We start from the raw sequence: 12,690 nt of genomic DNA on the forward strand, positions 1-12,690 counted from the left end.
TCAGCTTCAAAGCTTAACCATGGTGTTAATTCAACACCAAGCGCTGCACCAACGGCTAAATCGTCTTGTGCTTCACCTTGACCCGCTTTTGAATCAAGAAGGTGATCATTTCCGTTATTATGTTCGGTACCTTGGAATGTGTAACCAAGTAACAATGGAGTAACTGTTACACCAGCATTTGCTGCAACTAGTGGAGACGCTGCAAGCAATGTAGCAACAGCAATACGACTTAATTTCATGGATATCCTCCAGAGAAAAACAATTATTTTAAGCTCAGCCTAAAATTTTTATTCACTGATCAAGATTTTAAATATCTCGATTATTATTTAAGCCAATCTTTTACTTTCATTGACTGATTATCAGCCAACCGCCCAAATCTAAGACTGAATTATTGACAAAATTCCTTACAATTTCCGTTGTAATTCGGTAAAATTTTATCAAATTTAATTCACATTGGCGCATAAATTTTTTACACATTAGATTAAAGAATAAAAACAAATGTATAAAAAACATATTTTTTACTATTAAAAACTACAACGGAAGCCATCAAATGAATGTGATAAAAGGCGGATTTAGCATATTAGAACTGATGATTGCAATCATTATTTTAGTTCTTCTATCCATGATGATAATGCCTTTTTATCATCATACCAAAGCAAAACAAGAATCCCAACTTATTCCTATTCAATTACGTCTACATTTGCAACAAGCCAAACAACATGCCGTTTTATATCACAATAATGTTGTGGTTTGTGCCAGTGAAGATTTTATAAATTGCAGCCATAACGCTTGGGCAACAGGATCAATCTCCTTTCTCGATTTAAATCAAAATCGCAGCAGAGAAACTCATGAAAAATTGCTAAATACTTATCCGATGCAGCTTCGCTATGGCAATCTTCGCTGGCAAGGTAGTTTAGGTTCACCTAATTTAGTCTTTCAAGGAAATACAGGCTTACCTAGAGGCTCCATGGGCAGCTTTTATTATTGTAGCCAGTATGATGCACCTCACCGTAAAATTATTCTCAATATGATGGGAAGTGTTCGGCATGAAACACCTTTGAATTGCTAGATTGAGTTGCAAACGAATTGTTTTCTTATAATCAGCACTTCACTTTTTTCATCTAAAAATTTAGACATAAAAAAAGCTGGAACGAATCCAGCTTTTTACTTCAGCAGTTAAGCGCCAGTTTGATAACCCGCTTGTGGAACTGCTGTTGAAATTTGGTACGGGTTGGTAAAGTCTTTCAGACCTGCTGCAGCTTCTTGAACATCTTTACCTTCTTTGACCACAAAGCTGTCAAAACCAGAGCGTTTTAAATAGTTTAAAACGTCTTTGAAGATATCACCTACAGCACGTAATTCACCCTGATAACCTTGACGGCGTAGCAATGCCGCAAATGAATAGCCACGACCATCGTTAAAGCCTGCAAACTCAATAAAAATGCTATCAAGCTGCTCTAATGGATAGTGATGTGTTTCAGGCGAATCGTTGACTGTAATATACAAAGCTTTTTTGCCTTGTACTTGGCTCAATTGCTCAAGCTGAGCTGTCGTCAAAACCACATCACCTTGTGGCATTGTGCCATCTTCAGCAACAACCTGATAAGTATTGTCTTGAATCGTGCCATCTTTAAATAGCACAGGTAAGGCTAAATTAAGCATATGCACGCTCCTTAAACGGTTGAATCCCCACACGGCGGTAAGTTTCGATAAACTCTTCGCCTTCTTGACGTAAATCAAGGTAAGTATTCAAAATTTCTTCAACAACATCTGGCACAGCATCTGCTGCAAACGATGGCCCTAAGATGTCACCAATTGAAGCATCATGGTCTGAGTTACCACCTAAAGTGATTTGGTAGAACTCTGCACCTTTTTTATCAACACCTAAAATACCAATATTACCGACATGGTGATGACCGCAGGCATTCATACAACCTGAGATATTTAAGTCTAAATGACCCAAGTTATAAACGGTATCCAAGTCTTCGAAACGACGAGTAATCGCTTCAGAAATTGGAATTGATTTTGCATTTGCCAATGAGCAGAAATCACCGCCTGGACAGCAGATAATATCGGTAATAAAACCAATATGTGCGCGTGCCATGTTGGCATTTTCCAGTGCTTGCCATAATGCAAATACATCTTTTTGCGGTACATCGGCTAGAGAAATATTTTGCTCATGCGTAGTACGCAACTCACCAAAGGTGTATTTGTCTGCAAGATCTGCAATAAAGTGCATTTCTTCAGTGGTCATATCCCCTGGTGCAATACCTGCACGTTTTAAGCTAATCGTCACAATGCGATAGCCTTTGACTTTATGTGCATTGGTGTTGACATTAAACCATTGCTTGAATTTTGGATATTGCGCAAACAATTCAGTAAAATCTTCGTCAGGCAAATCCTGATAAGCAAATGGTGTAAAGACCGCATCCATTTTCGCCAAAAACTCAGGCTGAATTTTCAGTGGCTCACGCGTATGGGCAAATTCTGCTTCAACTTTCTCGGCAAACACTTGAGGCGTCATAGCTTTCACCAAGATTTTGATACGCGCTTTGTATTTGTTATCACGGCGACCATGCAAGTTATAAACGCGTAACACCGCATCCAAATAAGCAATCAAATCTTCACGTGGCAAGAATTCACGAATCACACTACCAATCACTGGCGTACGGCCTAAACCACCACCAACTTTAATTTTATAGCCGATTTCACCTGCTTTATTTTTTACGATATATACACCAATATCGTGAAATGAAGTTGCAGCACGGTCTTTTTCTTCAAGTGCAGACACTGCAATTTTGAACTTACGTGGCAAGAATGCAAATTCAGGGTGGAATGTGCTCCACTGACGAATCAATTCACAGGTTGGGCGTGGGTCAGCAATTTCCCCTGCTACAACACCTGCATATTGGTCAGTTGTTGTGTTACGAATACAGTTTCCTGAAGTTTGAATAGCATGCATTTGTACCGTTGCCAATTCAGTTAAAATATCTGGCACATCTTCAAGCGCTGGCCAGTTCAACTGAATATTTTGACGTGTCGATACGTGAGCATAACCACGGTCATATTCTTTAGAAATATCTGCAATTTTACGCAATTGCTTTGAATTCATTAAGCCATACGGCACGGCAATACGTAACATCGGCGCATAACGCTGTACATATAAACCATTTTGTAGACGTAATGGGCGGTATTCGTCTTCGGTCAATTTTCCCGCGAGATAACGTTCTGTTTGATCGCGGAATTGTGCAACTCGTTCATTCACCAGTTGCTGATCGAAATCAGTGTATAAATACATGGCGTTCAGCTAGTAAGTTCAATTTAACTGCCATAGCATAAAGGGCTTTAATTCATCAACAAAATGCTTTTTTTACATATTTAATAACGGTTTTACTGATAAAGAGTTTTCTGCAATAAAAAAACTGACCTCAATCGAGATCAGCTTTTTTTAAAACTTGTATTTCAGTGCTGTTTAGAATGGTGCATCAATATCTGCTACACCAACAAGTTTATGATTCACAAACTCTTTAATACCTAAACCGATCAGTTCACGACCATAACCCGAGTGTGCAACCCCACCAAATGGCAAATCAGCTTTCACCATGGTTGGATGGTTAATGAACACCATGCCTGTATAAATTTGTTTTGCAACTTCAACGCCACGTGCATGATCTTGGGTAAATACCGAACCCCCCAAACCAAATGGCGTATCATTCGCGATACGAATCGCATCGGCTTCATCTTTAGCACGGTAAAGTTGAGTCACTGGGCCAAAAAATTCCCAATGGCGCGCTTCGTTATTTTCATGCAAGTTGGTCATCAGAAGTGGCTGGAAGAATGCACCCTGCTCTGGCACTGGCGCACCAATCACTTCAACCTCAGCACCTGCTTCAATCGCTTTTTCGACCTGTTTTTTCAAATCGTCAGCGGCTTTTTGCGAAGACAATGGCGCAAGCGTGGTTTCAGGGTCCATCGGATCGCCTGCTTTGAGTTTTGCCACACCTTCTTTGTACAATGCCAAGAATTGGTCATAAATTGCATCAACCACAATCAGGCGTTTAGACGAAACACAGACCTGACCTGCATTCCAGTGACGACCCATTACTGCCCAGTCCACAGTTTTTTGCAGGTCAGCATCTTCAAGTACCACAAAAGCATCCGCACCGCCCAACTCTAAAGTTGATTTTTTCAGCGCCTTACCTGCTTCCGCAGCCACAATCGCGCCTGCTGCTTCAGAACCTGTCAATGCCACACCACACACACGGCAGTCATTGAGAATCACAGCAGTATGTTCATGTGCAAGATATAAGTTTTTAAATGCACCTTGTGGCAAGCCTGCTTCAAGCATGAGTTCTTCAAAGATATTGGCACTTTGCGGAACATTTGACGCATGTTTTAACAGGATAGTGTTACCAGCCGATAGTTGTGGTGCAATGATACGTGCGATTTGATAGAACGGGAAATTCCAAGGTTCAACAGCTAACAATACACCTTGCGGTTCATGATAAAGTGTGGCTTCAACACCTTGTGCATCTGTTGGGAGTTTTTCTGGCGCTAACAGCTTTTCGGCATGCTTGGCATAATATTCTAAGATTTCAGCCGACAAAATGGTTTCAAGTTTTGCTTCAGTAAAAAGTTTACCCATTTCCAGAGTTAAATATTTTGCATATTTATCTGTTTCATTGCGCAAAATACTGGCTGCTTTATTTAAGATTGCAGCACGTTGTTCAAAACTGGTTTCTTTCCAAGTAAGAAAGGTGTTATACGCTTGACCAATTGCTTCAAGCACTTCTTCCTTGCTTGCAGTTGCAAAAGTTTTTAAGGTTTCACCCGTATATGGATTGACTGTAGCATAAGCCATTTGTTACGTCCTTCTGTTATGACCCAGCACTAATACTCCAAAGGAGTAAAATTAGTGCTCTTGATCTGATCACCAAGATCAAATTTAAATAAAACTTTGATAAATATAAAAATATAATTACTAAAAGCTCATCTATTTTTTAACAAATTTAGCCCAAATACTTCGCCTACTTTTCCCCTACTTTTCTAAAAAATAGTGCTATAGATATAAAAAATGCCCACCGAAGTGAGCATTTTGATCAAAGCCTATAGGTTATTTGGCATCTGGTAATGCATAAGCAACTAGGTAATCACCCATCTTGGTACCAAATGAACCATGACCACCCGCCATAATCACAAGATATTGTTTACCATTGATTTCATAAGTCATTGGCGTTGCCTGTCCACCCGCTGGCAAACGCGCTTCCCAAAGTTTATCCCCGTTGCTGACATTGTAAGCACGAATATAGTTGTCTTGGGTTGCAGCAACAAACATGACATTGCCTGCAGTTGAAATCGAGCCACCTAAACCAGGCACGCCAATTTTGAGTGCTGGTAACTGGAACAATTTCGGCAAGCTGTCACGAACCGTACCAATCCGTTTTTTCCAAACCACTTGATGGGTATTTAAATCCACACCCGCAACATAACCCCATGAAGGCTGTTTACATGGCAAACCCACTGGTGACAGGAATGGTTTAATTTCAACACCATACGGCACTCCGTACATTGGCTGGATGCCTTGCTCAGTGCCTGCACCTTTGGCAGTTTCTTTACGGTTTGGATTTTCAGGAATCAGACGGCTGATAAATGGCAATCCAATCGGGTTCATGACTGCAACCTGACGGTCTTGGTTGACGGACATGCCGCCCCATTCAAACACACCCAAGTTACCTGGGAATACCAGCGTACCGTTGACAGATGGTGGCGTATAAATACCATTGTAGTTCAGTTTCTTGAACTCAATACGACACATCAACTGGTCAAACATGGTCGCACCCCACATGTCTTTATCGGTCAATTTGCCTTGTGGCGCTAGATCCAGATCAGAGAATGGTTGGGTTGCAGAATAACGCTCACCTGCTGTTTGTGGGCCATGCTCAACCTTTTGCGGTACAGCACGCTCATGAATCGGTACAATTGCCTGACCTGTACGGCGATCCAAAACAAATACATTACCTGTTTTGGTCAAGACATAAATTGCAGGAACCGTTTGACCATCTTTGGTTTTGACATCGGCAAGTGATGGCTGAGAAGGTACGTCCATATCCCACAAATCATGGTGTGTGGTTTGGAAATGCCAGATCAGTTTACCGGTGGTTGCGTTCACTGCCAACATGGAGTTGGCATAACGCTCTTTCAACTCATTACGGTCACCACCCCAAATATCAGGTGTACCTACACCTGTTGGAATATAGACAATATCTAGTTTGGCATCATATGCCAGTGGTGCCCACGCATTTGGTGAGTTGTTGACAAAGTTTGTGTTCTGACCTGGTAAAGCATTTGGATCTTGCGCGCCAGTATCGAATGCCCACAACAATTTACCTGTGTTGACATCGTAACCACGAATCACACCAGAAGGCTCTTTGTTGGAGTAGTTGTCCGTTACAGAACCCGCAATAATCACGGTTGTACCTGTCACGACTGGTGGCGAAGTTGGGTTATAGCCACCTGCATAAGCATATGGCATATTGGCTTGCAGATTTACTTCGCCATTGTTGCCAAAGTCAGTACAGCGTTGACCATTGTCAGCATTGATCGCAATCAAACGACCATCGTTGACGGGTAAGAAGACTTTACGTGGGCATTGCGCTGAACTTGAAGTTTTATGCTGCAAACTCGCTGCAAAGCCTTGAGTATTGTTGGCATCAAAATAAGACACGCCACGACAAGTCAAATGCTGGAAACTTGGATTCGTTTGCAGTTTCGGATCGAAGCGCCATTTTTGCTTGCCTGTTGCTGGATCAAGTGCAATCAGGAACTGGTGCGTAGTACACATGTACATGTTGTCGCCAATCTTGATTGGCGTCACCTGATTGGTGGTTTCACCCGAGTCATTGCCCGTTTTCAAATCACCAGTACGGAATGTCCATGCTACTTTTAAATCTTTGACCGTTTTATCATTGATTTGAGTCAGTGGAGAATAACGCACACCACCTTGAGTACGACCATACGCAGGCCAGTCACTTTCAGCAACGCCTGAGACTGCCTGTGCTTTTGCAGGCTGTTGGTTGGTAATCGTACCGTTGATTTCTTGTGGGTCATTAAAGATCGAATACACCATCACTAAAATGGCAATCACAAGGGTCGAACCCAAGGCAATACGACTCGGTTTTACAGGTTGTTGAATACCACGCGTTGCCACAGGTAACAACAGTAAAATCCCGATTACACCCAAGATGTCATAACGAGGAACCAATGCCCAGAAGTCCGAACCGACTTCCCAAAGCCCCCAAATAATGGTGGCAAGCATAAGCACTGCATACACCAGTAACGAAACCGCAGAATTACGTAACAGTAAAATTGCCGAAATGAGTAACAAAGTTCCCGCAATCACATAATAAAAAGAAGCACCTAAGAACGCGGCATACGCACCGCCAGCCAGTAAAATCAAACCGATCAGCGCAATCGCAATTGCCATCAAAGTTTGAAAACCTGAGCGTTGTGAGGGTTGAGTCATAAACACACCTCGATATTTTGGTTAAATCAATACAAAAGCAAAAGCCCTAAGCTTTTACTTGATATGAAATAATGATTTTCATTTAACAAGAACACACTGCGTTGTGAGAGAAAAGCCTAATTTTGTTTATATTTTGCACAAAACTAGGCACATGCAGTGCAATAAGGATTTGAACGTTCTGTCAGATTAGAAGGCTGTGACGAATTTGATACCACCGACCCAAGCATTGTTACCGTCTTTCAGAGCACCCACATGGCGAACATATTGGATGTTTGGTCGCACAGTTAGCCAGTTGGTTGCATGAATGCCATAGTACAATTCGGCATCATATTCACTGTTATAACCCTGCGCACTCTTATGAATACGTCCAACACCCACTGCAATTTCATCTTGCGGACGAGCATCAAATAAACCATTATAACTGATCGCCAAGTTTTGCATGTTGGTGACAGCATTGGTTGCATCATCAAAGAAAGTAAAGTTCGCCCAAGCAGTCAAACCACGGTTTACATCACCCTGATGCGTGGTTAACTGTTGTTTGACGGATACCCAACCACCTTGTTTATGTGCTGAAGTGTTGGCAATGTCTTGTGCTTGTGCATTCAATTTGCTGGCATCTGCTGTGCTATAGAAATAGCCCAAACGGTATTCACCCGGTAACTGCGCAGCAGTCAGTTTTGGCTGCCACACAAGCTCTACAGGAATTAAAGCCCCTTTTGAACCATCCGTACTGAGGTTAAAGCCTTTACCCCGTTCAAGGTTTTCAGGGTTTACTTCAAATGCCCCTACTTGTGCAAACAGGTTAGGTTGCAATTGATATTTCACACGGACAGCCCACTGGCTAACTGGCCAGTTATACCACTGGTCACCTGCCCAGTTGCCCATTTGCGAGCCACAGAGTGCAAGGTTCTGAAAATCACAGTTAAAACTGTTAAATTCCTCAGCTTCACCAAAACGTCCAACTTTGACATCGAGTTTTTGATCAAGGAATTTTCGTTTGATCCAAAAATCGGTTAAACGCCAAGTTTGTCCACGCCCCCAAACTTCCTGAACTGAACTGAGTTGTCCATTCAAAGCATCCGAGGTATTGCTCAAATTACGCCCATGACGTTCAGTCACAGTCATTTGAGCTTCTGTATCTTGCCAACCCAAGATCTTGTTCAAATCTAGATGAGCACCCAAGCTCACCTGACCTGAATATTCTGTGCCATGGCTTGATGTATTTTTTGAATCAAGCACATTAGCCAACTCTCCTGTATAACCAAGAGAGAAGTCGTATCCTTGTTCCTTTAAGGCTGCCCGTTGCCCATTCCAATCACCCAACATATATGGGCTTTCGGTGCTAAATGCATCAGCCGCATGTGACTGAGCAGCAAGGGAGACCATGACAGAACACATGGATACTTGAGAGATAAAAGCAAATCTACGCAACATTGAAAACTCTATGTTGTTGATCGAAACAAGTAGCATACTATTATTTTTGTAAAAAATGTTACAGGTTTTGTTACTGCTCCAGCATTGCAATAATGACAAAACAATATTTTATTTTTAAATGCCTAAAAAAACTAATTATTTTTAAAGAACAATAAAAATCAAATGTTTATTTTTTAACTAAGTACTTTTTTAATTTTTTTAAAAAATAATCAATAAAAATTAAATGCCAATTTAGTAAAAAACCATTTTCAAAAAAAATACCATTTCTTTTGATTAGGTTTTCAACATTTAAACCCTGAGTCAAATCTTCACCTATAATTCGGGCAATTTACAACTTTGGGTAAAAACAATGTCATGTTCCGCCATTTCAGCGCCAATTTGCAGCAATTAAAATAAATTTCCCTTTACAGACAATGCAAATTGCCTTAATAATTTTTTATCTTCATTTAGGTCAATTATTTGTGAATATCAAAGCGATTGAAGGAATCAATGTCAGCCGCGACACGATTAGTATCCATTTCGTGAATGCAGCTTTGACTGGTGTGAAAAGACTGGGCATGGATGTCGAAACTCTCCTTTCACATGTCGGCATCGAAGCTGAATTACTCAAACAACCTAAAGCTCGTGTTTCACCTGAACAATACACGCGTTTTATTCAAATGCTGTGGATGGTGACCCAAGACGAACACGCAGGTTTTTCTACAGAACCACGTCGTTTAGGTACATTTGCCATGATGTGCCAACTTATCATTCATGCCAAAACCTTAGGCCAAGCGCTTGAATTATCAGAACAGTTTTATCGTTTATTTCGTGATGACTGGTTTATTGCGATTGAGCGCGATAAACACGAAGCACGTCTAGTCCCGCTAATTCCAAGAGAGCTCGACCCAGACCACTTCATGACTGAAAGCATGCTGATGATTTGGCATGGTTTGGCATCTTGGCTAATTGACCGTCGCATTTCGTTGGAACGGGTGAATTTCGAATACCCGCGCCCAGAACAAGCGGATGAATATGATGCGTTATTCTTTGCACCACTGATGCAGTTTGATGCTCCTCGGACTGAAATTACTTTTGCTGCAGATTATCTCGATTTACCGATTCGTCAAAATGAAGAAACGTTGGAAGAATTCTTAAAAGTTGCACCTGCACAGCTTTTAGTGAAATTTAAAAATATTAACTCGTTGACTTCCCGTATTCGTGATGTGCTGAAAAGTCATATTGGCGAAGAAATGCCAACACTGAATGATGTGGCTTCAATGCTTTACCTTTCTCCGCAAACCTTACGCCGCCGCTTGGCTTCTGAGGGCAAAAGCTATCAGGGTGTTAAAGATGCTTTACGACGCGATGCCGCGATTCATTTACTGTTACAACCCAATCTAACCTTGGAAGATGTCGCACAACAAGTCGGTTTCAGTGAAACCAGTACATTCCACCGCGCTTTCAAAAAATGGACTGGCGTAACCCCAGGTCTATACCGTCAATTACACGGTTCATTATAAAATTTTGATTTATCTCAGGTTAAATGCCTGAGATTTTTTTAGCTCTCGCAAAATGACTCTGCGTATCACACGACATAAAACCATCAAAATCCAATCTATTGCATAATATCGTTTTGACCAAACAGATCAAAACGATATGAATCATGCTATTCAATCGAGCGCCTTAGTCATCGAAGGTGGCGGAATGCGAGCAGCCTTCAGCACAGGTGTAATGGATGCCTTTCTGACTGAACAATTTAACCCTTTTCACTTATATGTCGGCGTTTCATCAGGCTCGACCACTTTAGCAAGTTATCTTGCCCAACAAAAAGGACGTAATCTAGACATTTTTTTGGATCAGACCTTACGCCCCGAATTTATTCAGTTCAAACGCTTTTTAAAAGGTGGTGACCTGATGGATGTCAAATGGATGTGGGATGTACTGGAACAGGAAAACCCTTTAGACCTTGCCACATTATTTAAAAATCATCCTGAATTTTATATTGTACTGACACATGCTCACACAGGTCAGGCACATTATCAGCGCGCCCAACCCGAGACAGTACTGGAAAGTTTAAGGGCTTCGAGTTCCATTCCATTTATTACACGACAACCCATTTGGGTACAACAACAGCCATTTTTTGATGGTGGTGTTGCCGATGCCCTACCTGTGCAGTGGGCAGCACAACCCCCCCAAATCAATGCCTTGATGGTGATCCGCACCCGACCTCGACACTATGCTAAACAAGGTCAAAAAACGGATGCTTTACTTTCTCGTTTCGTGCGGCATCATGGTTTTGCCCAAAGCCTGAAACAACGGGGCACACGTTACAATCAGTCCGTCGAATTTTTACGCAAACCACAACCGCTAAAAATTCTGGAGATTAACCCGCCCGAACACAAATACATGGCAAATCGTCTGTGCCAAGACCCGAAACGTCTGCGTTATAGTTATCAGGTTGGTATTGAAGCAGGTTATCGCGCAATGCAGGACTGGCAACTGCTGCTGCAAAGTTAGCAGCGACAACCTGCCCGATCCTGATCGACCGATTCATTTTCAAGTAATCTTTGCAAGCTATGCTGCCCAATCCCATACATTTGCTTCAAAGCTTCAATCTGCGCCATGATTTTGCTATCAGGTTCAGTAACCTGTTGACGTCGCACAGCCAAAATCATTTTATTTTTACTGGTATGTTCTAAAGACACAAACTCAAATACCTTTGTTTCATAACCATAGGCTTCAAGCAATAATGCCCGAATGGTATCGGTGAGCATTTCCGCCTGCTGTGCCTGATGAATACCATAATGCAACATTGGTTTCAGCACTTCAGGGCTTTTCAGTTGCGGGCGCAACTCTTTATGGCAGCACGGCGCACACATGATCACCGAAGCGTTCAGACGAATGCCGCAGTGAATGGCAAAATCCGTGGCAATATCACAAGCATGCAATGCAATCATCACATCTAAATGCTCAGGTTGATAACTGCGGACATCACCCTGAAAAAATTCCAGTTGGCTAAATTGATTTTTATCTGCAACTTTTTGACAAAACTCGACCAAGTTATCGCGCAGTTCCACGCCTGTAATTTTGGGTTGTAAACCTTGCTGCTGCAAATAATCATACATGGCAAAGGTCAGATAACCTTTCCCCGAACCAAAATCCACCACATGCAATGCCCGATCTTCTGGGGTAATCTGCTCAATCGCATTGGAAAAAATTTCAATAAACTTATTAATTTGCTTCCACTTTCTTGCCATACTTGGCACAAGTTGGGCTTTATGATCAGTAATCCCCAAATCTTGCAGATAAGCCTGTTCCTGCAAAATATAACGTTGTTTCTCACGATTATGCGCTTGCTGGGTCATTATAGTATTTTGCTTTTGGCTACGCGTCAGGATTACCTTTTTCTTGGTACGTTTGAGCTGTAATTCTTCACCCTCAACAAACAGGTTGGCTTGCTTACAGTCGGCAAGCAATTCGGAGATGCAATTATAAGCCTCGGTAAAATCATAATTTTTAGTAACGTCTTGGGTTTTATATTGATAAACCGCACAGAGTTTAGGCTGCTGTTGAATTTCGATGATGCGAAAACTAACCTTCTCAAGCTCCGCAATCTCACCTTGGTACTGACTCAATACTAAACGCTGAAAATGATGATCGGTTAAAGCCGCCTGCAACTGGGTAAGCCATTGTTGTTCCTGTTCAGAACGCTGAGTCAGTGTGGACATAATCACAACCTAAAGAAATTTACA

At 41.7% G+C, this 12,690-nt stretch carries 9 protein-coding genes and 1 pseudogene; 3 read left to right on the forward strand and 7 right to left on the reverse strand.

From position 1 onward, the window contains the following. A pseudogene (locus tag E0H77_RS07660) lies at positions 1–239 on the reverse strand (OmpA family protein); the annotation flags it as partial. Between the two features lie 311 nt (positions 240–550). Between E0H77_RS07660 and E0H77_RS07665 the strand changes: the two are divergent. Further along, positions 551–1,069, forward strand: coding sequence for a GspH/FimT family pseudopilin (locus E0H77_RS07665; RefSeq protein WP_131376534.1), 519 nt, complete (start codon positions 551–553; stop codon positions 1,067–1,069). Positions 1,070–1,176: 107 nt separating this feature from the next. Here E0H77_RS07665 and E0H77_RS07670 read toward each other — a convergent pair whose 3' ends face one another. From E0H77_RS07670 to E0H77_RS07690, 5 genes are all read right to left on the reverse strand, one after another. Then, positions 1,177–1,662: a DUF934 domain-containing protein gene (locus tag E0H77_RS07670; protein ID WP_131376537.1), complete on the reverse strand. Its 486-nt coding sequence runs from the start codon at positions 1,660–1,662 to the stop codon at positions 1,177–1,179. Further along, positions 1,655–3,298, reverse strand: a complete 1,644-nt coding sequence (locus E0H77_RS07675) for a nitrite/sulfite reductase (RefSeq protein WP_131376540.1) — start codon at positions 3,296–3,298, stop codon at positions 1,655–1,657. The genes E0H77_RS07670 and E0H77_RS07675 overlap by 8 nt, the downstream gene beginning before the upstream one ends. 174 nt (positions 3,299–3,472) lie before the next feature. Further along, the gene (locus E0H77_RS07680; protein WP_131376543.1) at positions 3,473–4,861 is read right to left on the reverse strand and encodes an NAD-dependent succinate-semialdehyde dehydrogenase; all 1,389 of its coding nucleotides are present in this window, start codon (positions 4,859–4,861) and stop codon (positions 3,473–3,475) included. A gap of 252 nt (positions 4,862–5,113) precedes the next feature. Continuing rightward, on the reverse strand, positions 5,114–7,522 hold the full coding sequence (locus tag E0H77_RS07685) for a glucose/quinate/shikimate family membrane-bound PQQ-dependent dehydrogenase (protein ID WP_131376546.1): 2,409 nt from the start codon (positions 7,520–7,522) through the stop codon (positions 5,114–5,116). Between the two features lie 186 nt (positions 7,523–7,708). Then, entirely contained in the window at positions 7,709–8,956 is a 1,248-nt protein-coding gene (locus E0H77_RS07690) for a carbohydrate porin (RefSeq protein ID WP_131376549.1), read from the reverse strand. Between the two features lie 485 nt (positions 8,957–9,441). Here E0H77_RS07690 and E0H77_RS07695 point away from each other — a divergent pair, with 485 nt between their 5' ends. Both E0H77_RS07695 and E0H77_RS07700 read left to right on the forward strand, forming a co-directional pair. Beyond that, positions 9,442–10,458 carry an AraC family transcriptional regulator gene (locus E0H77_RS07695; protein ID WP_413773083.1) on the forward strand — a complete coding sequence of 339 codons (1,017 nt, stop codon included), beginning with the start codon at positions 9,442–9,444 and terminating at the stop codon, positions 10,456–10,458. A gap of 136 nt (positions 10,459–10,594) precedes the next feature. Next, a complete protein-coding gene (locus E0H77_RS07700; RefSeq protein ID WP_131376552.1) occupies positions 10,595–11,455 on the forward strand; it encodes a patatin-like phospholipase family protein in 861 nt (286 codons plus the stop codon). Here E0H77_RS07700 and E0H77_RS07705 read toward each other — a convergent pair. Further along, entirely contained in the window at positions 11,452–12,666 is a 1,215-nt protein-coding gene (locus tag E0H77_RS07705; RefSeq protein ID WP_131376555.1) for a class I SAM-dependent methyltransferase, read from the reverse strand. The two genes, E0H77_RS07700 and E0H77_RS07705, sit on opposite strands and share 4 nt — an antisense overlap. Positions 12,667–12,690 lie beyond the last annotated feature (24 nt).

The sequence above is a fragment of the Acinetobacter brisouioides genome (assembly GCF_004331075.1).
In the GTDB taxonomy this organism is placed as follows: Bacteria; Pseudomonadota; Gammaproteobacteria; order Pseudomonadales; family Moraxellaceae; genus Acinetobacter.

Bases quoted from the DNA above. Each gene is read 5' to 3' on its own strand.
- E0H77_RS07690 (WP_131376549.1), bottom strand. From the start codon at position 8,956: ATGTTGCGTAGATTTGCTTTTATCTCTCAAGTATCCATGTGTTCTGTC.
- E0H77_RS07665 (WP_131376534.1), top strand. From the start codon at position 551: ATGAATGTGATAAAAGGCGGATTTAGCATATTAGAACTGATGATTGCA.
- E0H77_RS07675 (WP_131376540.1), bottom strand. From the start codon at position 3,298: ATGTATTTATACACTGATTTCGATCAGCAACTGGTGAATGAACGAGTT.
- E0H77_RS07705 (WP_131376555.1), bottom strand. From the start codon at position 12,666: ATGTCCACACTGACTCAGCGTTCTGAACAGGAACAACAATGGCTTACC.
- E0H77_RS07670 (WP_131376537.1), bottom strand. From the start codon at position 1,662: ATGCTTAATTTAGCCTTACCTGTGCTATTTAAAGATGGCACGATTCAA.
- E0H77_RS07685 (WP_131376546.1), bottom strand. From the start codon at position 7,522: ATGACTCAACCCTCACAACGCTCAGGTTTTCAAACTTTGATGGCAATT.
- E0H77_RS07680 (WP_131376543.1), bottom strand. From the start codon at position 4,861: ATGGCTTATGCTACAGTCAATCCATATACGGGTGAAACCTTAAAAACT.
- E0H77_RS07700 (WP_131376552.1), top strand. From the start codon at position 10,595: ATGAATCATGCTATTCAATCGAGCGCCTTAGTCATCGAAGGTGGCGGA.